Genomic DNA, 23960 nt, shown 5'->3' with positions numbered 1-23960 from the left:
AAGCGGAACATCTTCCCAACCACAAACACGGCCCGCGTTATACGATCCTTATCTTCCCTCCCATCTGGTCTCTGCCCCGCCGGTTCCCATACCCTTTCCGGTATCCGCCAACAAAACGGGAACGCGAAAATGTATGATTACAGCCCCTTTGACAAAGCCTTTCTGAAAGCCCGAAACGCGCAGTTTCGGGCGCAAATTGCCCGCCGCCTGAACGGAGAGTTAAGCGAAGAGGCCTTCAAGCCCCTGCGCCTGCTGAACGGGCTGTATTACCAGTTGCATGCCTATATGCTGCGCGTGGCGATCCCCTATGGCACGCTGAACAGCCGGCAAATGCGTATGCTGGCACAGGTTTCCGAAAAATGGGATCGCGGCTTTGGCCATTTCACCACCCGGCAGAATATCCAGTTCAACTGGCCTGAATTGCGCGACGTCCCCGATATGCTGGATGCGCTGGAAACGGTGGGCATGCATTCGGTCCAAACCTCGGGCAACACCATTCGCAATGTCACGGCGGACCATTTCGCCGGCGCCGCCGCGGACGAGATTGAGGATCCCCGCCCGATTGCCGAATTACTGCGCCAATGGTCCACGGATCATGCCGAGTTCCAGTTCCTGCCGCGCAAGTTCAAGATCGCTGTCACCGGCAGCGCAGCCGACCGCGCTGTGATCCGCGCGCATGACATCGGTTTGCGCATTGTGCAAAACTCCCAAGGCGAGCGCGGGTTCGAAGTGATCATTGGCGGCGGATTGGGGCGCACACCGATGATTGGCAAGCGGTTGAAATCCTTTCTGCCCAAAGCCGATTTGCTGCCTTACCTTGAAGCCGTTGTCAGCACCTACAACCTGCTGGGGCGGCGTGACAACAAATACAAGGCCCGTATCAAAATCACGGTTCACGAGCACGGTATTGACAAAATCCGCGCCCTTGTCGAACAGAAGTTTGCGCAAATCCGGCCTGATTACCCCCTTCTGGCACCGCAAATCCTGACCGACATACAGGCCCATTTCACCCCGCCGGATTTCAAGCGCTCCGACACAGAACGCTTTATCCTGAACCGCAGCGCTGATCCGGTTTTCCGCGCGTGGTGTGATACAAACCTGCATCCGCACAAACAGGCGGACCATGCGATTGTCACCATATCGCTAAAGCCGCATGGCGGCACTCCCGGCGATGCCACCGCCGACCAGATGCGCCTGATTGCCGATCTGGCAGAACGGTATTCCTATGACGAAATCCGTATCTCGCACGAACAGAACATCATCCTGCCGCATGTGCAGAAAAACCACCTGCCACAGCTTCACGCCGCCCTTGTATCCGAAGGGTTGGGCACCGCGAATGTCGGTCTGACTTCGGACATCATCGCCTGTCCGGGAATGGATTTCTGCGCCTTGGCCACCGCCCATTCCATTCCGGTTGCACAGCAAATTTCCAACCGGATTCAGGATTTGAAAATCGAACATGACGTTGGTCCGCTGAAGATCAAGATTTCAGGCTGCATCAATGCCTGCGGCCATCACCATCTGGGCCACATCGGTATTCTGGGGCTGGAACGGGCCGGTGTGGAAAACTACCAGATCACGCTGGGCGGGGATGCCACCGCAGATACAAGAATTGGCACGCGCACTGGCCCCGGGTTTTCAGCGGACAAGATTGTTCCGGCGATTGAACGATTGATCCTAGGCTATCTGGACCTGCGCAACGATCAAACCGAAAGCTTTATCCAATGCTACCGGCGCATTGGAATTACGCCATTTAAGGAAATTCTTTACGGGCAGGAGGCCGCCAAAAATGCTGCATAACCAACAAAACGATCAATTGGCGGCGCGCTGGAACCGTATATATCAACATTTCAATGCGCTTGAGGTGCTGGAACACACACTTGGATCGGGCAAAGCCGGGCGGGTTGCTCTTGTCTCGTCTTTCGGGGCTGAATCCGTTATGTTATTACACATGCTATCGCGGATCAATCCGCATACGCCGGTGCTGTTTATTGATACGCAGATGCTGTTTACCGAAACGCTGGAATATCAGCTTGAGGTGACAAAGCTCCTTGGATTGACGGATGTGCGGACCATTCGTGCAACCGCGAAAGACCTACAGGACTCCGACCCAGACAACCGTCTTCACAAGGTAGCACCGGACAATTGCTGCGATTTGCGCAAAACCCGCCCGTTGCAAACCGCACTGGCAGATTTCGATACATGGATCACGGGTCGCAAACGCCACCACAGTGGCTTTCGCACCGGCCTGGAGTATTTCGGTATCGATGGCGAAGGACGGGTCACGGTGAATCCGCTGATCCATTGGGGTGCAAATGAACTGAACGCCTATATGGACCGGATGAACCTGCCGCGGCATCCGTTATTGCGGCGGGGGTATACCTCGATCGGGTGCGCACCCTGCACATCCCGAACCACCGCAGGCGAACCCGCGCGTGCGGGCCGCTGGCGGGGAAATGACAAACAGGAATGCGGCATCCATTTCATGAATGGCAAAGTGCAGCGCCCCACCCAGCAAGAGGCGACATCATGACAATCATTGTTACCGATGCAGGCTTTGCCACCGACAACTGGCTGTCCAGATTAAGCAGTCAGGAAATTCTTGATATACCCGGCGACGTCGAACTGGCCGATATAACAGGCAAATTGCACCGGATCAAAGCGATCCGCATAACATTTGCCGATTTCACCGACGGGCGCGGACTGGGGCTGGCGCGTGGATTGCGGGATGCGGGATATGATGGCCACCTGCGGGCCACCGGTGACATCCTGCCCGACCAATACACAATGCTGCGCCGTGTGGGGTTTGACGGGGTCGAAATCACCGACGTGCAAGCCAAAACCTATCCGCAGGACCAATGGCAATTTCGCAACCGCTGGCAACAGCACGATTACCAGCGCAGATTGCAGGGTTGATTACAACACCACATCCTATGACATTGCGTCGCGTCTGGGCATCTGGACCCTTCTGCGACAACCCATTATAGGGAGAGCAACAAGCCGTCGCCCCGTGCGCGGCTTTGATGTAGTTAGGGAAGATTACCAAATGGCCGACACCGCAAAAAAACCCACGCTGCCCGATGCGCAGACCGTTACCCAGGTGAAACACTGGACCGACCGCCTGTTCTCGTTTCGCGTTACCCGCCCGCGCACCTTGCGGTTTCGGTCCGGTGAATTTGTGATGATTGGCCTGCTGGGTGACAATGGCAAACCCCTGTTGCGCGCCTATTCCATCGCCTCGCCTGCCTGGGACGAAGAGCTGGAGTTCTACTCGATCAAGGTACAGGACGGCCCCCTGACCAGCAAATTGCAGCATATCAAGGTGGGTGACGAAATCATCCTGCGCCCTAAACCCGTTGGCACACTGGTGCATGATGCGCTGTTGCCGGGCAAACGGCTGTGGTTCTTCGCCACCGGCACCGGCATTGCCCCGTTTGCGTCACTGATGCGCGAACCGGAAACCTATGAAAATTACGACGAGGTGATCATGTGCCACACCTGCCGCGAAGTTGCGGATCTGGAATATGGCCGCCAGTTGATCGAAAGCCTGCCGGATGATCCATTGATTGGCGAATTCATCGGCGACAAGCTGCGCTATTACCCGACCACAACCCGCGAAGAAAGCCCGAATATGGGCCGGATCACCACCAACCTGTTGAATGGCAAAATTTTTACCGATCTGGATGTGCCACCGATCTGCAAGGAAAACGATCGCGCAATGGTGTGCGGATCAATCGGGCTGAATACTGATCTGAAAGAAATACTGGAAGGGTTCGGCCTGACCGAAGGTGCCAATTCGCAGCCTGCCGAATATGTGGTGGAAAAGGCGTTTGTCGACTAGGGCCTGTTGAACACGCGCCGCGTTATTGCTGAATAGGCGGCGCGTATCTGTTTACATCCCCAAGGCTTCTTTCACCTGCCCCAGAATATCCGACAGCAACGCCGGATCATCCCCGGCCGCCATCAAAGCTGTTTTTAGACTGCTTTTACGCGCTTCGTCCAAAGGCGAGGCATCGATCATTTCAGCCACTTTCACCGCATCGTATCCTTCTGGTGAAAGGAATGCGCCATCCATAGCCGCAGTGGCCGTATCCGCCGCGCCAGAAACCGCATCCGAGGCCGCACCCGCTGCCTGCTCTACAGCACCAGTTGCTGTATCAGTTGCATCCCCGACCGCCTGCGATACAGAATCCTTCATGTCACCGGCAGCATCCGTCACACTGCTACCATTGCTGTAAAAATATAATCCAGCGCCAATAATCGCGACCAGAATGGCAAGTATCAATGTTCTATTCATAATTCAGCCTCCTGTTTATCAAGTATTTAAAACAAATGGGAACCTCTGTAAATTCCCGTTTTCGCCTTCTTCGCGGCGGGGTGGACGGTTTTTCGCCTGTCCCGCCTGATTGCTTCGGATCATAAACCCATTTTCACCGGTTTCAAGCCGGTTTTGGGTATTTCAGGCACACCTCACCCCATGAACCCTTATCCCGGCGCCGCCAGGCCGCATTCGAACTGGACGAAGCGCTTCATGTTGTAGACCAGGTTCATCATCCCGATGCGAAATCGCGCCCGCTTCAGGCCGATGGAGCGGATCAGCTTGCCGCCCATGGAGCGCTCCTGAAAAGCGAATACATGCTCGACCCGGACCCGCACTTTCGAGCGCCTCCGGTTGGCCTTTTGCTAGCGCTCGCCAAGCGGCTTGCCGCGCCTGCCCTTGTGATGGATATGGCTGTGAAGCCCCCGCTCTTCCAGCTCGCTTTCGATCTTTTGCGAGCGATAGGCGCTGTCGGCCCACAGGTCCGATGAGGTGTTGCTCGCATCAATCAGACCGGCAAGCGCCTGGCTGTCATGCACGGCGGCATCGGTGACATCATAAGCGCGGATGAATTTGTGCCGCCGGTCGACATTGATGTGGTTCTTGTAGCCGTAATAGCTCTTGCCGTGCTTCTTCGTCCAGCGCGCATCCACGTCCTTCTGGCGCTTCTTGTGGGGTTTTTCCTCCCACTCTTCAGGCGTTTCGCCCGCCTTGATTTTCTCGTTCTCGTCCCTTTTGTTGTGCTGGCGCGGCGCCGGAACGATGCTCGCATCAACAATCTGCCCGCCCATCGCCAGATAGCCCTTTTCGCGCAGAAAGGCATCGAACTTGTCAAACAGCTCCTTCATCTTCCCGGCCCCGGCCAGCCTTTCACGGTAGGCCCAGATGGTCTTGGCGTCAGGTACGCTGTCTTCAATGCCAAGGCCGAGAAACCGCATGAACGACAGGCGGTCGCGGATCTGATACTCGATCTGATCGTCAGAGAGGTTGTAGAGCTGCTGCAAAACCATCGTCTTGAATATCAGCACCTCATCCCAAGGCGGGCGGCCAGCGTTGGATTTGCGCTGTTCGGGCGGCGTGCGCCATATGGCCTTCAGCTCGTCCCGGTAATCCTCGAACGGCACCATGTCGTTGAGCAACACCAGCGGATCACCAGATTTGTCCAGTCCCGCGTATCGGCTGGAAAGATCAAAAAATCCCATCTGACCCATGACAAAACCCCGTCGGTCGAATCATTTTCATCCTGATGACGATTCTACCCCGTCAGGCCGGATTTTGGGGGATTTTTAGAGGTTCCCCCGATGCGAAATCGCGCCCGCTTCAGGCCGATGGAGCGGATCAGCTTGCCGCCCATGGAGCGCTCCTGAAAAGCGAATACATGCTCGACCCGGACCCGCACTTTCGAGCGCCTCCGGTTGGCCTTTTGCTGGCGCTCGCCAAGCGGCTTGCCGCGCCTGCCCTTGTGATGGATATGGCTGTGAAGCCCCCGCTCTTCCAGCTCGCTTTCGATCTTTTGCGAGCGATAGGCGCTGTCGGCCCACAGGTCCGATGAGGTGTTGCTCGCATCAATCAGACCGGCAAGCGCCTGGCTGTCATGCACGGCGGCATCGGTGACATCATAAGCGCGGATGAATTTGTGCCGCCGGTCGACATTGATGTGGTTCTTGTAGCCGTAATAGCTCTTGCCGTGCTTCTTCGTCCAGCGCGCATCCACGTCCTTCTGGCGCTTCTTGTGGGGTTTTTCCTCCCACTCTTCAGGCGTTTCGCCCGCCTTGATTTTCTCGTTCTCGTCCCTTTTGTTGTGCTGGCGCGGCGCCGGAACGATGCTCGCATCAACAATCTGCCCGCCCATCGCCAGATAGCCCTTTTCGCGCAGAAAGGCATCGAACTTGTCAAACAGCTCCTTCATCTTCCCGGCCCCGGCCAGCCTTTCACGGTAGGCCCAGATGGTCTTGGCGTCAGGTACGCTGTCTTCAATGCCAAGGCCGAGAAACCGCATGAACGACAGGCGGTCGCGGATCTGATACTCGATCTGATCGTCAGAGAGGTTGTAGAGCTGCTGCAAAACCATCGTCTTGAATATCAGCACCTCATCCCAAGGCGGGCGGCCAGCGTTGGATTTGCGCTGTTCGGGCGGCGTGCGCCATATGGCCTTCAGCTCGTCCCGGTAATCCTCGAACGGCACCATGTCGTTGAGCAACACCAGCGGATCACCAGATTTGTCCAGTCCCGCGTATCGGCTGGAAAGATCAAAAAATCCCATCTGACCCATGACAAAACCCCGTCGGTCGAATCATTTTCATCCTGATGACGATTCTACCCCGTCAGGCCGGATTTTGGGGGATTTTTAGAGGTTCCCATATGCATGATCGCGGCCATCTGACCGCTGGCAAAACAGCCGCGTAGATCATCCGTTGTATGACAGATTTTCAGCGCACCCATTTCCTGAAGGCGCAGGAGGATGGCAATCTCTTCCATAACATCAGATAACGCATCGGTTTGGGATACCGGCGCGGGCAGCGGCACATCGTATTGCGGCTTGCTCATCTCGTCGTATTTGTCATCCAGGGATTTGCCATTCAAAGGCGAGCGCACATAAAGCGCAAAGAAACCGCCGCCAAATCCGCCGATATTCGCGCGCGGAATATCAATGTGGCCATCGCGTCCGGTGACAAAGCTGCTGGCCTTGTCCACCCCGCCATTAACCATCAGTTTGAGCAGAACATCATTATGCCCGTCAAAAATCATCGGTTCATTTTGTTTCAGCAAAGAATCCCCCCAATAGATACAATACCTTAGCAATAGTTTTTCCGATAGCCATAGGGATGACAATAAGATAAACTCATAGAGCAATGAATAAAACTGTAGTTACCTATGCGAAAATCCTGGCACTCCCTGTCTGAATATCAGGCCCTGCGCGCGATGATGGAAGGCAACACCACCGCCTCGGCTGCGCGGCGGCTGGGCCTGTCGCAATCGGCTGTGTCGCGGTCACTAACCAACCTCGAGGCGCGGATCGGCACAACCTTGTTCGAGCGCGAATCCGGGCGGCTGGTGCCGACAAGTGCGGCTGTGCGGCTGAATTCGCGACTGGATGCGCTGTTTCAGGCGTTGGACAGCATCGATGGCCCTACCGAAACCCCGCGCGAAAACCTGCGGCTGATCGCACCCCCGACCTTTGCCAACCAGTTTATCGTCGGGCACATGGCCAGCTTTATCAAAACCCATCCCGAGGCATTCATCAGTCTGGAAATTGCCATTTCCCCCGAGGTTGTTGCCGGTGTTCAGGCTGACAATTACGATCTGGGAATTGTCGGGGTTGAACCGACCCGCGCGGGGGCCAAACTGATCCCGTTTCGCAAGGCGACTGCAGCAGTTGTGATGTCTGCAGACCATCCACTTGCAGCGCAAGATACCATCCGACCGATGGATCTGGACGAGGAAAACCTGATCGGATTCAACTACCGCCATGCGCGGCGGGCGCAACTGGATAAACTGCTGCTCGAGGTCAGGGCCTATCCAAAGGTGGTTGCCGAGGTTTCCAGCTCGACCGCTGCAATTGATCTGGTGCGGCTGGGTGTTGGATTGGCGGTGGTCAATCCGTTCCCGTCAGTGCAGACTACGGCGGACGGGGTGGTGTTCCGTCCCTTTGCCTCGGCGATTACCTATCAGACGTATTTCGTGGCGCCTGATCACCGGCCCCTGTCGCAAACCGCGCGGCACTTCCTGCGGCATGTGCGGCTGCACACACCAAAGGACGCGTTTTCAGAAGCGGTGTAATTTCACTAACTGGGAAGGCCTGTAATAAAGTGCTTGGAAACATTTCCACTAAACCGGTTTAATGGTTCTATTTGGACACGCATTATTTCCTATTATATCAAAGATATAAACAGGGATTTATGCCCCAAAATGGTCCATAATCGACTGCCAGCGCAGCACAGCAGGCAGGAACCACGGCTTTCCGTTGTAGAACGCCCGTGTCGGAAATTCCAACCCGTCCAGCGCGGTTTCCCCGCCTTTGTCCCCCAGCATCTTCAGCGCTGCCTTATGCCCGAAATAGGTGGCCCGCCCTACGCCTGATCCGCAATAGCCCAAGACATAATGCAGGCCCTCATAGCACCCCAGATGCGGGGCGTAATCAAAGGTATAGGCAACCGTGCCGGACCACGCGTGGGTAATTTTGGCATCGGCCAGTTGCGGGAATATCCGCAGCATCAGACGACGCAGGTCTGGCGCGTAATGGTCGGGCCGGTCTGCATTATCAAACGCCCGCCCTCCGAACACCACACGGGTGCCATCGGGGGACGGGCGGTAATACAGAACCAGCCGCGAGGAATCGACGACGCATTTGCCATCGGGAAAGGCGCTGTGAATCAGATCGGGCGACAGTTGTTCGGTGGCAATTATCGCGGACCGCAACGGCATGATCCGGCGATGAAAGAACGGCAGTTCGGGGCCGGAATACCCGTTGGTCGCCACCAGAACCTGCCCGGCGGAAACGGTTCTATCACCAATCCGTACCGCAAACCTGTCCCCGTCCCGTTGCGCACCCGCGTCGATAACCGTTTGTGCCAGCCCCGCCACGAATTTCGCAGGTTGCAATTGCCCATCCTTAGGGTAAACCGCCCCGCCGTGATAAAAATCACTGCCGATATGCGCCGATTGCTGCGCCTTGGGGACCATTTCAAACGTAAAGCCGACAGCTTTGGCCAAATCCTCGTTACTGCGGGCGGTTTCCTCGTAATGGCCGGCGCGGCTTATCCCTTTGAAACGGCCCGATTCCGGCTGCATGTCACATTTGATGCCTTCATCCGCAATAAAGGTTTTCAGATAGGTCAACGAATCCATAGACTCGCGCAAGATCGCTGTCGCTTTGGCTTGCCCAAAGGCAGCCGTCAGCCCCGCAACCCCCAGCTTGTGAAACGAAGGCCCGATTTGCCCGCCATTGCGCGATGAACAACCATAGCCGATCATATCACTGTCAATAACGGTTACTTCCCGACCTGCCCGCGCCAATGTCAACGCGGCGGACAACCCGCTATAGCCGGCCCCGATAACCAGGGTTTCAACCGTATCCGGCAATGTTTGCGGATCAAGCGAAAGACCCGCATCGGGCAGGCCGGAATCGTCCCACCAGTAGGGGCGGTTATATATCCCTTCAAACCTCGACAAACATATCGCTTTCCGCATCGTAATGCTGCAAGTCGCCCTCGCCAATGTCATGCCACAGCCCGTGCAGGCTCAGGGTTTCATTTTCAATCGCACTTCTGACAAAAGGAAATGTCAGCAGGTTTTCCAGCGAAATTACCACGGATGCTTTCTCAAGCTGGTGGCGGGCTTCGTCTTCATCCTCCAGGTTCATATCCTGAACACGGTTAAATCCCGGCCGTAATATATCCATCCACCGCCCGACAAAGCTGGATTTTTTCTCAAGCTCGGGGGCCTGGCCGGAACACATGTCATAGCAGCCGTTCACTCCGCCGCAATTTGAATGGCCCATCACGATCAGATGCGCGACCTTCAGCGAAGTCACAGCAAATTCCAGCGCCGCCGAGGTGCCGTGATGATCGCCATCCGGCGCATAGGGGGGCACCAGATTGGCAATGTTGCGGTGGATAAAAAATTCGCCCTGATCCGCACCAAAAATCGACGTCACGTGCACCCGGCTGTCACAGCAGGAAATCACCATCGCGCGCGGGCGTTGGCCTTCTTCTGCCAAATGGCGATACCACACCTTGTTTTCGGCAAACGAGGTTGCCTTCCAACCGTAATAGCGTTTGGCCAGATAGCTTGGCAGCGGCTTGGCATGTTCCATAGTGGCGCTCCTTATTGGCGTCTTGGTTCCTATCTAAGTAAGGTGGATTTGTCAGAAATTCGAGTTATTTCTGGTCTTGGCGGAAACCTTTTCTAAGGACCCTTTGGCGATGCTCTTGCGCGAAGTGGGGACATAGAACCGGAGGGTGAGGGCATGCAGCATATTGCAATGCTTGTATTTGAAGAAAAGGTGCGGCTGGATTCGGATCGGCTGGTGGAATTATATGCGCAACTGGGGGAAACCGGCGCGCAGGATGTGGTCTGTCGCGCGATGGAAGAACTGGCCGTGCGGCTGGCCCACATTGACGAGGCATATCGCACCTTCAAACTGACGACCCTGCGCAAAAGCGCAAAAGGGCTGATCGGGATTGCCGAACAGGTCGGGATGCAACGATTGGCCGATGTGGCGCGGGATGTGCGCGCATGTGCCGAGGGTCCCGATCCCGTGGCACTGGGGGCAACAATGGCACGTCTGCAAAGGGTCGGGGACCGGTCATTGACGGCGGTTTGGGATTTACAGGATTTATCGGTCTAAACTGGTTGCGATTGGACGGTGCTGCGGCTTAGGATCAGGAACCGAAATTCCGAATAAGGCCGCAACATATGTCTGTAAAATTCGCCAAGGAAGAAACCCCATCTATTCCAGTATATATCGTCGAAGCCGGCGGGCTCGACGATTGGTCTGCCACTCAACCAGCATCTGTCACCGCATGGCTAAAGGCCAACGGATTTTCCGCAGCACTGGGCGAAGCCTGTCTGGTTCCGGGTGAAACCGGCACGCCTGAAATGGCCGTGGTGGGCTATGGAAAGCCGGGCGCGCGGGCGCGCGGGCGATTCCATCTGGCCAAGGCTGCAGCCGCCCTGCCTGCGGGGATCTATCACATCGAATCCGGTCTGGATGGCGGCGCATTGGAAGAGGCGGCGCTGGGCTGGCTGTTGGCCAGTTACCAATTCACCCGCTATCGTCAGCAAAAGCCGAATGCAGTGCGCCTGAAGACCCCGCAAGGGATAGACGCCGCACGGGTCGAGGCCATCGCGGCAGGCGAGGTTCTGACCCGCGATCTGATCAACACACCGGCCTCCGACATGGGACCGCAGGAACTGGAAGATGCCTTTCTGGCGCTGGCGGCCGAACACGGGGCCAAGGCGCAGGTGATCACGGGGGATGATCTGCTAACGCAAAACCTGCCGATGATCCATGCTGTCGGCCGTGCCTCTGATCGTGCGCCGCGCCTGCTGGATATGCGCTGGGGCGATGCGGGGCCAACACTGACGCTTGTCGGCAAAGGCGTGTGTTTTGACACTGGTGGCCTGAACATCAAGCCAGGCAGTTCAATGGGCCTGATGAAAAAGGATATGGGCGGGGCGGCCACAGTGATGGGGCTGGCGCATATGATCATGACGCTGGACCTGAAACTGCGCCTGCGGGTGCTGGTGCCCGCAGTGGAGAACGCCATTAATGGTTCGGCTTTCCGACCCCAAGACATCCTGACCTCGCGCAAAGGACTGACAGTTGAAGTAAACAACACCGATGCCGAAGGGCGACTGGTGCTGGCCGACGCGCTGGCACTGGCGGACGGGGAGGTGCCGGATTGCCTGATCTCGATGGCGACGCTGACAGGTGCTGCGCGGGTGGCCGTCGGGCCGGACCTTGCCCCTTATTATACCGATGACGACAGCATGGCGGCGACACTGGCCGATAGCGGGGCGGCGGTGGCCGATCCGTTGTGGCGGATGCCGTTCTGGACCCCTTATGAATCCATGATCGAACCCGGCATTGCCGATCTGGACAATGCCCCCGGCGGGGGATTTGCCGGCTCCATCACCGCCGCGCTGTTCCTGCGCCGTTTTGTCGACCAGACCCCGCGTTATGTGCATTTCGACATTTACGGCTGGCAACCCAATACCGCCCCAGCCCGCCCCAAAGGTGGCGTCGGACAGGGCGCGCGGGCGATCCTTGAAGCTCTGCCGAAGATGCTGAACCTATGAGTGACCGGCGCATCTTGCCAGCAGAATTGCGCGACAGCGGCGAAGTGATGAGCATTGCCGTTTCCGTGGCTGACCTGCGGGCCGAACCAAATGGAAAACGCGACCGCCAGATGATCTATGGCGAGGATTTCCGCGTGGTCGAGGTGCGCGATGACTGGGCCTATGGCTGTAGCGAAAAGGACGGATATGCAGGGTATCTGCGCCTTACCGATCTGGAAGTGCGGCGCGAACAAACGCATTTTGTGTCCGCCCGCAGCTCGCATATCTACCCCGAATCCGATTTCAAATCCGAGGCACTTGCCGCACTCAGTTTCGGCGCGCGGCTGGACATTGTAAGCAAAGGCGAACGTTTTGCCGAACTGGCTGGCGGCGGCTTTGTTCCAGGCTCGCATATCACACCAATTGATCACCTGTTTGATGACCCTATCGAAGTGGCTGAACGGTTTATGGGCGTGCCTTACCTATGGGGCGGGAACAGCATCTGGGGACTGGATTGTTCCGGCCTTGTGCAAGTTGCGCTACTGACCTGCGGCGTGGATTGCCCGGGGGATGCCGACATGCAGCAGGCCAGCGTTGGTGTGGCGATTGGCGATAACATAAAACCGCAACGGGGGGATCTATTTTTCTGGAAGGGGCATGTGGGTCTGGTCCGCGATGAAAACACCCTGTTGCATGCCAACGCATATCATATGGCTGTGGTGGATGAACCTCTGGATCAGGCAATTGAACGGATCATGGCGCAGGGTGACGGGCCGGTGACAGGCCGACGGCGTTTCAGGTAACCGCGCGGATCAGCTTCTTTTCCAGCACCGCCAAAACAGTTTTCAGATCAGCACCACGTTTCAGAATACGTCCGTCCATCCCGACAACGGAATACATTCCCTGCTTATGCCGCAACTTTGGCCGCTTTTCGATCCGGTACAGCGGATGTTCCGCAGTTCGCCGGAACACCGAAAACACGGCCAGTTCACGCAGACACGAAATGCCGTAATCGCGCCATTCCCCCGCCGCCACCATCCGCCCGTATAGTGACAGAATTACGCCCAGTTCCTTGCGGTCAAAGGCCACCTGTTGTGGGGCGCGGGTAAAGGGTGTCGGGGCGTTCATAAGGAAACTTTGGCCCGTGAGCGTGTGAAAATCAAGTCTGCCCCACTATTGCCCAATCAATTCCTTTGGGTTGCCTGAATTGGTCTTGATAACAACCTTATAGCGAAACGCCGCGCCAGTGTTGCAGATTCATTGCCCCCATCAGCTCGTAATGCTGGCGCGGTTTTCGCAGTAAACCCTGTCCTGAAAATGGGCGGGGTTTTTGCTTTACTGGAAACGGTTTGCAAATCCGTGGTTATCGGGGGGTGCTTTTTCATCCCCATCACCCAGCCATTTTTCCGAGGCCGGAACCAATGCGCTGTATGCATCCGCAACCAGTTTGCGAGGGTTCGGAATTTTAGCATCCGCAGGCATCAGTTCCGCTGGAACATCAGGATAGCGCAACACGATCCGGCGCCAACGGTGGATCAGCAACATCCGTGCGGCCATCGCGTCCAACGGAGTCAGCGCCACCCCTTTCAACGCATTCACATCCGCCACCAAAGCCACCAATGCCGCACGGTGATCCGATGATAAAACCCGCTCGGCGACTGCTTCGGGGAACGAAGTCAACGCGCCGGTGATGCATATATGGTCGGGCATGTCAGGTGCGTGATCTGCCGGAATCAACCAAAGATGAGGCGCAATAGAAATGCCCTTGGCCGGGGCACCCTGACCTCTTGCCATCACCCATTGTTCCACCTTGCCATCCCGAGGGGCTGCGTAGATATCAACGGCGGCTTGGGTAATTTCTGCCTGCCCACTTTTGCTTAGCCGATAGAAACTGTTGCGCCCCTCACGATCCCGCTGCACCCAGCCATCGCTGGTCAACCGCGATAGGGCCGTGCGCAGGGCACCTGCCTCGATCCCCACACGTTCCAGCAGTTCTTGCAATTGCAATGTAGCAATGCGCCCGCCACGGTGATGCACCGCGTCGCCGAATATGGTCACAACCAGTGACCAGACGCGGGGGCGGCCCTCGGCATGGAAGGCGTATATCAGGGGTTCAATCGGATCCATCCCCGCTGTTTAGCGGGAATAGGCCACCATCGTCAAAAGCTCATATTCGGCAACCTGTTCACCGTGTTGATTATACAATGTCGCATTCCAGCGGACTTCGCCGTACTCATCAGTGCGCTGCGTCTTGCGTTTGGCCGTCAGGCGGACGTGGATTTCATCATCGGGGCTGACCGGTTGCTGGAAGGTCAGCGCATTCAGGCCAGTATTGGCCAGCACCGGCCCCGGATCGGGCTGCACGAACAGACCGGCGGCAAAGGATAACAGCAGATAGCCATGCGCGACACGACCGGGGAAGAACGGGTTGGCCTTGGCGGCGTCCTCGTCCATGTGGGCATAGAATGTATCACCGGTGAAATGGGCGAAATGCTCGATGTCCTCCAGCGTCACCTTGCGGGGGTCGGTTGTGATGGTTTCCCCGATCTCGATTTCATGGAAAGTACGCTGGAACGGATGGCACGGCCCCTTCTTTTCCTCGGAGCCGGGCACCCAGACCCCGCCGATTGCCGTCAGAATATCGGGGCTGCCCTGAATGGCGGTGCGTTGCATATAGTGTAGCACGCCACGGATACCGCCCATTTCCTCGCCCCCGCCCGCACGACCCGGTCCGCCGTGGGTCATGTGCGGCAAAGGCGAACCGTGGCCGGTGGCCTCTTTGGCCGAAGTGCGGTTGTTGAAATACAGCCGCCCGTGCCAATGCGCGCTGGCCAGCGTGATGTCGCGGGCGATTTGCGGATCATTGGTGATGACCGACGCCACAAGGCTGCCCTGCCCACGATTGGCCAACGCGGCCGCATGGGTGGTATCGCGGTAGGGCAGGATGGTGGACACGGGGCCAAAAGCCTCGGTCGCATGAACCTGTTTCGCTGCGTCGGGGTCATCGCAGCGAAACAGCATCGGCGGCAGAAATCCGTGAGTGGGGTCTGCGCCTTGGGTATCGAAATTGTCGGGGTCGCCATAAACGCGCGTGGCTTCGGTGCCGATCAGCGCGGCCATCTCCAGCACATCGGACTTTTGTGTGGCCGACACCAGCGCTCCCATGCGCACGCCCTCTGCTTCGGGGTCGCCAATGATGGTTTTATCCAACCGCGCCGATAGCGCCTCGATCACCGGATCCATCATTGCATCAGGCACGATCATCCGGCGGATGGCGGTGCATTTCTGTCCAGCTTTGGTGGTCAGTTCGGTCGTCGCCTCGCGGATGAACAGATCGAATTCCGGGCTGTCCGGCGTCACATCCAGACCCATGATCGAGGCGTTCAGACTGTCCTGTTCGGCAATGAACCTTGTGCCGTTTTCAATGATATTGGGCATGGAGCGCAGCGCCAGCGCGGTGCGGGCCGAGCCGGTAAAGCTGACCACATCCTGCGGCCCCAGCCGCGACAGCAGATCGCCGGTGCGCCCGACGATCAGTTGCACAGCGCCCTCTGGCAACAGCCCGCTGTCCATCATGATGCGCACGCAGGCCTCGGTCAGGAAACTGGTCTGGGTGGCGGGTTTGACGATGCAGGGCACACCGGCCAGCAGGGCAGGCGCCAGCTTTTCCAGCATCCCCCAGACGGGAAAGTTGAAGGCGTTGATATGTACCGCGACGCCATGCAGCGGCAGGGCGATATGCTGACCCAAAAAGGTGCCGTTTCGCGATAACTGCTCGATCCCGCCATCCAGATAGACGTGGCCATCGGGCATTTCACGGCGCCCTTTTGATGCAAAAACGAACATCGTGCCGATACCGCCGTCAATGTCGATCCAGCCGTCCTTGCGGGTGGCGCCGGTCAGCGGGTTCAGGGCATAGAGTTCCTCTTTGCGGCTATCGATATACATCGCCAGCGCCTTCAGCATCTTGGCGCGTTCATGGAATGTCATCGCCCGCAACGCCGGGCCGCCCTTTGAGGTGGCCCAGTCGATCATCCCCTGAAAATCCAGCACCGCGCCACCTGCCCGCGCGATGGCCGCACCCGTGACAGGGCTGTTCAGAATCGCGGCATCTTTCGCGGGGGCGATCCATTGACCGGCGGCATAGCTGTGTGGTTCCAGCATCGAATTCTCCTTGTCTTTCGCGGACCAGCTTACAGATTCGGGCGCGCATTACAACACTATTGACCGCACGGTCGGTTTTATGCAAGCTGACATGCAGGGAGGACACGCAACATGACACCACAGGAACGCGCCGAAAAAAGCGCCGCAGCAATGTGGGCTGATGACGGGGCATCGCAATGGCTGGGCCTGTCGCTGGATCATGTAGCACCGGGGGCGGCGATTATGTCACTGGAAATCGGGCCGCAACACCTGAACGGCCACGGAATGTGTCACGGCGGCATTATATATTCTCTGGCCGATAGCGCCTTTGCTTTTGCCTGCAACAGCTATAACCGGCAGGTGGTGGCGCAACAGAATTCCATTACTTACCTGTCCCCCGGCCAGTTGGGCGAACGGCTGACCGCCACAGCGCGCGAAGTGGCGTTAAGCGGGCGATCGGGTATCTATGACGTATCGGTCACCGCCCCGGACGGGCGCGTAGTGGCAGAATTTCGCGGCGGATCACGCCAGATCAAAGGCCAGCATTTCGAGGAGACAACATGACCGAAGCCTATATTTGCGAAGGCATCCGCACCCCGATTGGCCGCTACGGCGGGGCGCTGTCATCGGTGCGGCCCGACGATATGCTGGCGCATGTGCTGCGCCACATCACGGCGGGCAAAGACATGGCAATTGACGAAGTAATTGCCGGTTGCGCCAATCAGGCGGGCGAGGATAACCGCAATGTCGGGCGCATGGCCGTGTTGCTGGCGGGATTGCCTGTGGACGTGCCTGCAGTGACAGTGAATCGGCTGTGCGGCTCGGGCCTTGATTCGGTCGGCATGGCCGCGCGGGCGGTGAAATGCGGCGAGGCCGAGGTGGTGATCGCTGGCGGCGTGGAAAGCATGAGCCGCGCGCCATTGGTGCAGCCCAAACCCGACGCCGCCTTTTCCAGACGGGCCGAGATTTACGACACCACCATCGGCTGGCGGTTCGTGAACAAGGCATTGGCCGCGCAATACGGCACGGATTCGATGCCTGAAACGGCGGAAAACGTGGCCGAGGAATTCGACATCTCGCGCGCGGATCAGGATACCTTTGCCCTGCGCTCGCAGGAACGTGCGGCGGCGGCGATTGCTTCGGGGCGTCTGGCGCAGGAAATCACGCCGGTGACAATCCCGCAGCGACGCGGCGATGATGTGGTCGTGGATACAGATGAGCACCCCCGCGCCACGACACTGGAAAAACTGGCCAGCCTGCGCACCCCGTTTCGCGATGGCGGCAGTGTGACGGCGGGCAATGCCTCCGGTGTGAATGACGGGGCTTGCGCGATGATTATTGCGTCCGAGGCGGCGGTGGCGAAATACGGGCTGACGCCCAAGGCGCGGATCATCGGCATGGCCACGGCGGGGGTTCCGCCGCGTATCATGGGGATCGGACCGGCACCGGCCAGTGAAAAGCTGCTGACACGGCTGGGCCTGTCGATCAACGATATTGATCTGGTCGAACTGAATGAAGCCTTTGCCGCGCAGGGGCTGGCCGTTCTGCGCCGCCTTGGCCTGCCGGATGATGCGGATCATGTAAACCCAAACGGCGGCGCGATTGCGCTGGGGCATCCGTTGGGCATGTCCGGTGCGCGGCTGGCGCTGACTGCGGCGACTGAATTACAAAACCAGTCTATGAACCGCGCACTTTGCACCATGTGCATCGGTGTTGGCCAAGGCATTTCGCTGGTCATGGAACGGGTCTGAAAACAGGGAGCGAACAGATGAAAGATTTGACACCACGGCGCGAGGATCTGGAACCGATCGAGATCGCATCGCGCGATGAAATTGCCGCATTGCAACTGGAGCGGATGAAATGGTCGCTTCGTCATGCCTATGACAACGTGCCGTTTTATCGCAAATCGTTTGATGATGCCGGTGTGCATCCTGATGATCTGAAAACCCTGTCCGATCTGGCGAAATTCCCGTTTACCCTGAAACAGGATCTGCGCGACAACTACCCGTTTGGCATGTTTGCCGTGCCGCGCGAACAGATCAACCGTTTGCATGCCTCAAGCGGCACCACCGGCCAGCCCACCGTTGTTGGCTACACCAAACGTGACATCGACACATGGGCAACGGTCGTTGCGCGCTCGCTTCGGGCCAGCGGCACACGACCCGGTGATGTGGTGCATGTGTCCTATGGCTATGGGCTGTTCACCGGCGGGTTGGGCGCGCATTACGGCGCCGAGAAACTGGGCTGTACCGTGGTGCCTGTGTCCGGCGGCATGACCGAACGACAAGTAAAACTGATCGAGGATTTCGGCGCCTCGACCATCATGGTCACACCGTCCTATATGCTGTCTATTCTGGACGAATATAACCGACAGGGCCGCGATCCGCGCGAAAGTTCACTTAATGTCGGTGTTTTCGGAGCCGAGCCGTGGACCAATTCCATGCGCGAGGAAATCGAACAGGCGTTCGACATGCACGCGGTCGATATCTACGGGCTGTCCGAGGTCATGGGACCGGGGGTGGCCAATGAATGTGTGGAAACCAAGGACGGGCTGCATATCTGGGAGGATCACTTCTACCCTGAAATCATCAACCCTGACACGGGCGAAGTGGTCGAGGATGGCGAGCTGGGCGAGTTGGTATTCACATCGCTGACCAAAGAGGGTTTTCCGATCATCCGTTACCGGACCCGCGACCTGACCCGCCTGTTGCCGGGCACCGCGCGCAGTATGCGGCGGATGGAAAAGATCACGGGGCGCACCGATGACATGATCATCCTGCGCGGGGTCAACATCTTCCCCACCCAGATCGAGGAACAGCTGATGACCGTCGCCGCCCTGTCGCCGCATTTCCAGATCGAACTGATCCGCGAGGGACGGATGGACCAGATGATCGTGCATGTCGAAGCCGCCGAAGAGAGCGGTGATGCCGAGGGAGCCTGTGCCGAATTGCAAAGAAAGATAAAGCGGAACGTCGGGGTGACGACACGGGTAACACTGGCCCAAATCGGCGGTGTGGCCCGCAGTCAGGGTAAGGCTGTGCGCACCGTCGACAACCGGCCCAAAGGGTAAGCAATGCCACGGGGAATAGCACACGACCACAGCGAAAAACGCGCCGCCATCCGCAAGGGGGCGGCGGCCTATTTCGCCGCGCATGGGTATGACCGAGCGTCGATGACGGGCGCCGCAAAACACTGCGGCGTGTCCAAGGCACTGATCTATCACTACTACGACAGCAAAGAGGCCCTGTTGTTCGACATTCTGGACAGCCACCTGGCCACGCTGGTTGAAACGGTCGAAGCGGTTGAAACAGGGCCGGATTACCTGCGCAGTCTGATTCACGCCATTTTGCAAAACTACCGCAACGCCGATGCCGAGCACAAATTACAGGGCGATGCGCTGGAAACCCTGCCCGATACGCTGCGCAAACCGCTGCTGGCAATTCAACGACGGCTGGTGGATATCATGGGCAGAGCGCTGCAACAGGCCTCGCCCAACACCCTGACCAACTCCTCCCGCCTGCGCCCCGTCACGATGACGGTTTTTGGCATGCTGAACTGGTTCTATATGTGGCACCGCCCGGGCAAGGGGCTTAGCCGCGAAGAATATGCCGATCTGGTGACAGATATGGTGCTGAACGGGGTTAAGGGGTTGCCTGATTAACCACACCAGACGCGGGTGATAATACCTTTGCGGTCTACGTCCAGATTCAGGCGCTTGATGTTATATTCCTGCGTAATCAACATACCGGGCCGGATCACCCGCATTGGTCCAGGGAATGTCATGGCCGCCAGTACGTCAACCGATTGCCCAACCAGATTGCTGTCAGGACCGGCCCCGCAAGACGTTGTATCCTCGACAGGTTGATCAATCGGTGGATCGGGCGGTATTTCGGTGCAGGCGGCAAGGGCAAGAAAGGCAGGAATAATAAAACGCATTTAGGAACCTCCGGAAACAAGAATGTGCTGATAATGCAAGCGTGCGGGTACGTTATGCAATAGCACGTCTAAATACGCCCCGAAACCGGCGAAATTACCCGTCGGCTTCGTCCATCAGGCGCCGGACCCAGCGGGCGGCCAGCCATGTGACGGGGATGGCCAGTGGCAGGCTGATCAGCACGGACATGGCGGGTGATAATGCAGGCAGGCCGATCCGTTGCCATGCCAGCGACAGCATGAACAGGTTGACTGCAACAGCCGCCATCACGAACACATACAGGTAAAGGCCCAGTTTCAGCAGCGAGGGTTGCGGGGGTTTGTCGCTCATTTCAGGCGGCGTCCTTTTGGCGGTCACTCTGGCGCAGGGATTGCGCGATCAGGTCGGGGATTTGCGGGGCAATGCCCAGCGGCCCCAGAACGATACCCTCAAATCCGGCGCTGGTCAGGGCGGCGGGGACGTCATTGTGCACATGGTGGCCGTTGGCGGCAAAGAACGGCAGGCACAGGGTGCGGGGGCCAAGGTTTTTTGCCATTTCGGTCAGCAATGGCGCTTCCTCGATAAAACCAAGGCGGAGGTCGATGAAATGCGTGACCTTGCCCAGAACGGCGGCGAAATGGCGCGCGGCACGGGCGGGGTTGGGGCTGTGCTGCCCACCATGGGCGGCAATCAGCAGGCGGGTTTCGCGCATGTTCCAGTCCAGATCATGCAGCCGGTCGGTCAGGATGTCAGCCGCAAGAAGGGGCAGGTTTTTGTCCAGCCCCAGCGGTGGCAGGACGGTGCGCCCATGCTGCAACAAACGGTCCGGCAGGGCGGTGCCGGTGAACCAGCCATCCGCCATGAACAACGGATAAATCGCGGCTGTCGGATGCTGTTCCAACGCCTGTTCCAATGCCCCCTTGGCCGCCATCGTGGCGCTGGTGATGGTCCAGCGGGGCAGGTGTTGTGCTACCCGCTCGGCCACATCGCGCAATGCCTGTTCGGCGAGGGCAGGGTCGGATGGCTGGCCGTGGGCAACAATGATAGCCGCCGGTTTAGTGGCTGGTGCCATCCGAAAAGCTGATTTTGTTCCAGACATTGTATTTCCCCGAAGGTTTGCGCATCGGCAGTCGTTTGATTTCCTGCAAGGTAGCGGCATCATAGACGATCACCGCGCCATCGTCTTCCCAGATCGACACCAGCGCATATTTGCCATCCTTTGTGAACTCCACATGCGCCACGGTTTTGTCCGGCGCGGGGTTCAGGGTTTTGACGATTTCCAGCGTTTGTTTGTCGATCACATGGATTTCATCTTTGTGCGGACCAAAGAACACATCGGCCCAGACATAAGGCGAGTTTTCATGGCTGCGCATGAAAAAGCCGGGGCCGTCGGTTTTGATGGTCTTGATCAGCTTCCATGTCTGCATGTCGATCACCGAAATGCTGGCGTCTTTCAGATGTGGGGTGGCCATCACGCGGCGGCCATCACGCACCCAAGAAATACCTGACCCCAAATGCGGCATCCCGCCCAGCGGCAGGGTGGCGATCACCCGCCCGACCGTCATGTTGACGACCACGCCCTTTTCGCTGGCCCGCGCCGCGCCGATCAGAAAGCGGTAATCGGGGCTGAAGAAAAAGTCATCCAGCGGCTCGTCCAGCATGATCCGCTTGCGGGCGAACAACCCTTGCGAGGAAGGCAGCGCCTCGACCATGCCCTTTTCGTGGGAATGGACGTAGCCTTCGTAAACCGGCGGGGCGTTCGGGTCGGTCGCCACCTGCCAGATTTCCGGCGTGTCCTTCAGCGCCAGAATAAAGGCGTCATGTTTGGGGTCTTGATAAACGGCGGACACGCGCGACGGGGTGCCGTCACGGCCAATCACCGGCATCACCTTTTCCACCGTCAGATCATCAGTGGACAGGATGGTCAGGGTCATCGGCAGGTAGTTGGCGACGGCAAGGTGTTTGCCGTCCTTTGACATGGCGATATTGCGACTGTTCACACCGGCACGCACGCGCCCGACCTCGTGCAGTGCCCAGATATCGTATTTCTGCACCCAGCCATCGCGCGACATGATGAACACATAGCGGCCATCGGGGCTGAATTTCGGCCCGCCATGCACGGCATAGGGGGTGGGGAAGCGGTCCAGCACCTTAAATGTATCGCCATCCAGCACGCTGATATGGTGGTCGCCGGTTTCCACCACCAGCGTGATATTCATCGGGTCGGCCGTGAAAACGGGCGCATCCACGGGGGTATAATCGGCCCGCATCTGGCGGCTGGCGGTGATATCCTCCGGCCCCCAATCCGGCACTTTGGCCAGCGGCTGTTGCAGGTAATCGGCGATGGCGGCTATGTCCGCCTTGCTCAGAATATCGCCATAGCCCTTCATCTGGGTGGCCACCCGCCCGTTGCTGATAATGTCGATCAGTTTCGGCCCATACATCCGGTGCAGGGTTTGCGGAATCAGCGCGGGGCCGGTGCCACCCAGGCGGGTTTGAGCATGGCAACTGGCGCAGTGTTTCTGGTAAAGCGCCGCCGCATCGGGTGCGGCAGGGGCCGCACTTGCGGCAAACAACAGGCTACTGGCTAAAATCATGCGCCGGATCATGGCTTTTCCCCCGGAATGTTGTGACAGTCAGACGGTCAACATCGGCCCCCGTCACGCCGATTTCTTCGGCCCCCAGATAACAGGCCGGATCTTCGGCCCATGGGTCGCCGGTCAGTTGCAGCGCACGGATACGGGTGTTGCCGCCGCACACGTCCTTATAGGCACAGGCCCCGCAACGCCCTTTTAACGGGCGCGGGCGCTGGCGCAGGGTGGCGAGCATTTTGTCATCGCCTTGCCACAGTTGCGAAAAGGGCACATCCTTGACGCTGCCCACGGTGTAATCGGACCAATAGGTATCGGGATGCACATCGCCCTGCGTGTCGATGTTGGCCACACCAACGCCGGATGAATTGCCGCCCCATGCCGTTAGGTGGCTGCGCAGATGTGCCACCTGATCGACGCTAAACCGTTCTTCGGCCCAGCGCAGGAAATAGACCGCATCGGCATCATTATTGCCGGTGACAATATCCAGTGGCGCCCCGCCATTCACCCCGCTCCAGGCGCGATCAATCAGCATGTCCATTGCTGCGCGGGTGCGTTTATGGGCGGTGTCTTCGCCACGGTTTTTGTCGCCACGGCCAGCATAAACCAGATGTGAGAGGTAGAATTTATCCACCCCCTCATCCTCGCAAAGCTGCAAAAGCTGGGGCAGTTGTTCGGCGTTATCTTCGGTGATGGTGAAGCGCAGCCCCACCTTGATGCCGCGTTTCTTGCATTCGCGCACGCCGGTCAGCGCCTGATCGAACGCCCCGTCCAACCCGCGAAACCAGTCGTTGGTTTTGCCGATGCCGTCGATCGAGATGCCAACGTAATCAAAGCCGATCTCGGCCACTTTATCCGCCGTTTCCCCGACAATCCGCGTGCCGTTGGTGGACAGCGCCAGATAGCGCACCAGTTGCCGCGCGCGTTTGGCCAGATCGAACAGGTCACCGCGCAGCAGCGGCTCGCCGCCCGACAGGATCAACGCGGGCAGGCCCATGCCGCCCAGATCTTCCAGCACATCGCGGGCCTGTTCGGGGGACAGTTCACCGGGGAAATCCACATCGGCAGACACGGTGTAACAGTGGCGGCATTTCAGATTGCAGCGGCGCGTCAGGTTCCAGATCACCACGGGTTTGACGGCACCGGTGCCGCGACGGCTGCGAACCGGTGTCGGGGCAACCAGCTCGCGCATATATTGGGACAGTCGGAACAT

General features: G+C 58.3%; 24 protein-coding genes and 2 pseudogenes. 12 read left to right on the top strand and 14 right to left on the bottom strand.

What is annotated here, in order from left to right:
• Positions 1–129 precede the first annotated feature (129 nt).
• The 4 genes from ACQY4M_RS13735 to ACQY4M_RS13720 all read left to right on the top strand — a co-directional run bounded on the left by ACQY4M_RS13735 (position 130) and on the right by ACQY4M_RS13720 (position 3841).
• Positions 130–1800: a nitrite/sulfite reductase gene (locus tag ACQY4M_RS13735; RefSeq protein ID WP_428545121.1), complete on the top strand. Its 1671-nt coding sequence runs from the start codon at positions 130–132 to the stop codon at positions 1798–1800.
• Positions 1790–2533, top strand: a complete 744-nt coding sequence (locus ACQY4M_RS13730; RefSeq protein ID WP_428545118.1) for a phosphoadenylyl-sulfate reductase — start codon at positions 1790–1792, stop codon at positions 2531–2533. Before ACQY4M_RS13735 ends, ACQY4M_RS13730 begins: the two co-directional genes overlap by 11 nt.
• Positions 2530–2916 (top strand): DUF934 domain-containing protein, encoded by a 387-nt coding sequence (locus ACQY4M_RS13725; RefSeq protein ID WP_428545115.1) that lies wholly within the window; start codon positions 2530–2532, stop codon positions 2914–2916. Before ACQY4M_RS13730 ends, ACQY4M_RS13725 begins: the two co-directional genes overlap by 4 nt.
• Positions 2917–3046: 130 nt before the next feature.
• Positions 3047–3841 carry a ferredoxin--NADP reductase gene (locus ACQY4M_RS13720; protein WP_428545112.1) on the top strand — a complete coding sequence of 265 codons (795 nt, stop codon included), beginning with the start codon at positions 3047–3049 and terminating at the stop codon, positions 3839–3841.
• Positions 3842–3892: 51 nt separating this feature from the next.
• Here ACQY4M_RS13720 and ACQY4M_RS13715 read toward each other — a convergent pair whose 3' ends face one another.
• The 4 genes and pseudogenes from ACQY4M_RS13715 to ACQY4M_RS13700 form a co-directional block, all read right to left on the bottom strand.
• A complete protein-coding gene (locus ACQY4M_RS13715) occupies positions 3893–4297 on the bottom strand; it encodes a hypothetical protein (RefSeq protein ID WP_428545110.1) in 405 nt (134 codons plus the stop codon).
• 188 nt (positions 4298–4485) lie between these two features.
• A pseudogene (locus ACQY4M_RS13710) lies at positions 4486–5529 on the bottom strand (IS5 family transposase).
• 86 nt (positions 5530–5615) lie between these two features.
• Positions 5616–6590: pseudogene (locus ACQY4M_RS13705) on the bottom strand (IS5 family transposase); the annotation flags it as partial.
• A gap of 44 nt (positions 6591–6634) precedes the next feature.
• On the bottom strand, positions 6635–7087 hold the full coding sequence (locus ACQY4M_RS13700) for a membrane dipeptidase (protein WP_428545107.1): 453 nt from the start codon (positions 7085–7087) through the stop codon (positions 6635–6637).
• A gap of 105 nt (positions 7088–7192) precedes the next feature.
• Here ACQY4M_RS13700 and ACQY4M_RS13695 point away from each other — a divergent pair, with 105 nt between their 5' ends.
• Positions 7193–8098: a LysR substrate-binding domain-containing protein gene (locus tag ACQY4M_RS13695; protein ID WP_428545104.1), complete on the top strand. Its 906-nt coding sequence runs from the start codon at positions 7193–7195 to the stop codon at positions 8096–8098.
• A gap of 117 nt (positions 8099–8215) precedes the next feature.
• On the opposite strand, the gene ACQY4M_RS13690 is transcribed toward ACQY4M_RS13695, so the two are convergent.
• Positions 8216–9490 carry an NAD(P)/FAD-dependent oxidoreductase gene (locus ACQY4M_RS13690; RefSeq protein ID WP_428545101.1) on the bottom strand — a complete coding sequence of 425 codons (1275 nt, stop codon included), beginning with the start codon at positions 9488–9490 and terminating at the stop codon, positions 8216–8218.
• Positions 9477–10133, bottom strand: a complete 657-nt coding sequence (locus ACQY4M_RS13685) for a carbonic anhydrase (RefSeq protein ID WP_428545098.1) — start codon at positions 10131–10133, stop codon at positions 9477–9479. The genes ACQY4M_RS13690 and ACQY4M_RS13685 overlap by 14 nt, the downstream gene beginning before the upstream one ends.
• Positions 10134–10301: 168 nt before the next feature.
• Between ACQY4M_RS13685 and ACQY4M_RS13680 the strand changes: the two genes are divergently transcribed.
• From ACQY4M_RS13680 to ACQY4M_RS13670, 3 genes are all read left to right on the top strand, one after another.
• A complete protein-coding gene (locus ACQY4M_RS13680; protein WP_428545095.1) occupies positions 10302–10667 on the top strand; it encodes a hypothetical protein in 366 nt (121 codons plus the stop codon).
• Positions 10668–10735: 68 nt separating this feature from the next.
• Positions 10736–12121 (top strand): leucyl aminopeptidase family protein, encoded by a 1386-nt coding sequence (locus ACQY4M_RS13675; protein WP_428545092.1) that lies wholly within the window; start codon positions 10736–10738, stop codon positions 12119–12121.
• A complete protein-coding gene (locus ACQY4M_RS13670; protein ID WP_428545089.1) occupies positions 12118–12903 on the top strand; it encodes a C40 family peptidase in 786 nt (261 codons plus the stop codon). The genes ACQY4M_RS13675 and ACQY4M_RS13670 overlap by 4 nt, the downstream gene beginning before the upstream one ends.
• Here ACQY4M_RS13670 and ACQY4M_RS13665 read toward each other — a convergent pair.
• From ACQY4M_RS13665 to paaZ, 3 genes are all read right to left on the bottom strand, one after another.
• A complete protein-coding gene (locus tag ACQY4M_RS13665; RefSeq protein WP_428545086.1) occupies positions 12896–13228 on the bottom strand; it encodes a DUF2794 domain-containing protein in 333 nt (110 codons plus the stop codon). The genes ACQY4M_RS13670 and ACQY4M_RS13665 overlap by 8 nt on opposite strands.
• A 207-nt stretch (positions 13229–13435) precedes the next feature.
• Positions 13436–14227 (bottom strand): PaaX family transcriptional regulator C-terminal domain-containing protein, encoded by a 792-nt coding sequence (locus ACQY4M_RS13660; protein WP_428545083.1) that lies wholly within the window; start codon positions 14225–14227, stop codon positions 13436–13438.
• Between the two features lie 9 nt (positions 14228–14236).
• On the bottom strand, positions 14237–16264 hold the full coding sequence (gene paaZ / locus ACQY4M_RS13655; RefSeq protein WP_428545080.1) for a phenylacetic acid degradation bifunctional protein PaaZ: 2028 nt from the start codon (positions 16262–16264) through the stop codon (positions 14237–14239).
• 111 nt (positions 16265–16375) lie between these two features.
• Here paaZ and paaI point away from each other — a divergent pair, with 111 nt between their 5' ends.
• From paaI to ACQY4M_RS13635, 4 genes are read left to right on the top strand one after another with little or no spacing between them, the layout of a single operon-like run.
• Complete coding sequence (paaI, locus tag ACQY4M_RS13650) at positions 16376–16807, top strand: hydroxyphenylacetyl-CoA thioesterase PaaI (RefSeq protein WP_428545077.1); 432 nt, start codon at positions 16376–16378, stop codon at positions 16805–16807.
• Positions 16804–17994: a 3-oxoadipyl-CoA thiolase gene (gene pcaF / locus ACQY4M_RS13645; protein ID WP_428545074.1), complete on the top strand. Its 1191-nt coding sequence runs from the start codon at positions 16804–16806 to the stop codon at positions 17992–17994. The genes paaI and pcaF overlap by 4 nt, the downstream gene beginning before the upstream one ends.
• A gap of 17 nt (positions 17995–18011) precedes the next feature.
• Complete coding sequence (gene paaK, locus ACQY4M_RS13640) at positions 18012–19313, top strand: phenylacetate--CoA ligase PaaK (RefSeq protein WP_428545071.1); 1302 nt, start codon at positions 18012–18014, stop codon at positions 19311–19313.
• 3 nt (positions 19314–19316) lie between these two features.
• Positions 19317–19904, top strand: coding sequence for a TetR/AcrR family transcriptional regulator (locus ACQY4M_RS13635; RefSeq protein WP_428545068.1), 588 nt, complete (start codon positions 19317–19319; stop codon positions 19902–19904).
• Here ACQY4M_RS13635 and ACQY4M_RS13630 read toward each other — a convergent pair.
• The 5 genes from ACQY4M_RS13630 to nirJ form a co-directional block, all read right to left on the bottom strand.
• Positions 19901–20179, bottom strand: a complete 279-nt coding sequence (locus ACQY4M_RS13630; protein ID WP_428545065.1) for an I78 family peptidase inhibitor — start codon at positions 20177–20179, stop codon at positions 19901–19903. The two genes, ACQY4M_RS13635 and ACQY4M_RS13630, sit on opposite strands and share 4 nt — an antisense overlap.
• A 94-nt stretch (positions 20180–20273) precedes the next feature.
• Positions 20274–20507 (bottom strand): hypothetical protein, encoded by a 234-nt coding sequence (locus ACQY4M_RS13625; protein WP_428545062.1) that lies wholly within the window; start codon positions 20505–20507, stop codon positions 20274–20276.
• A gap of 1 nt (position 20508) precedes the next feature.
• Positions 20509–21255, bottom strand: coding sequence for a sirohydrochlorin chelatase (locus ACQY4M_RS13620; RefSeq protein ID WP_428545059.1), 747 nt, complete (start codon positions 21253–21255; stop codon positions 20509–20511).
• Complete coding sequence (locus tag ACQY4M_RS13615) at positions 21212–22765, bottom strand: cytochrome D1 domain-containing protein (RefSeq protein ID WP_428545056.1); 1554 nt, start codon at positions 22763–22765, stop codon at positions 21212–21214. Before ACQY4M_RS13615 ends, ACQY4M_RS13620 begins: the two co-directional genes overlap by 44 nt.
• Complete coding sequence (nirJ, locus tag ACQY4M_RS13610; protein WP_428545053.1) at positions 22737–23960, bottom strand: heme d1 biosynthesis radical SAM protein NirJ; 1224 nt, start codon at positions 23958–23960, stop codon at positions 22737–22739. The genes ACQY4M_RS13615 and nirJ overlap by 29 nt, the downstream gene beginning before the upstream one ends.

It is taken from the genome of Profundibacter sp., assembly GCF_965277155.1.
Lineage (GTDB): Bacteria > Pseudomonadota > Alphaproteobacteria > Rhodobacterales > Rhodobacteraceae > Profundibacter.
The sequence above is the reverse complement of the archived record's forward strand: the minus strand, read 5'-3'. Positions and strand labels throughout refer to the sequence as shown.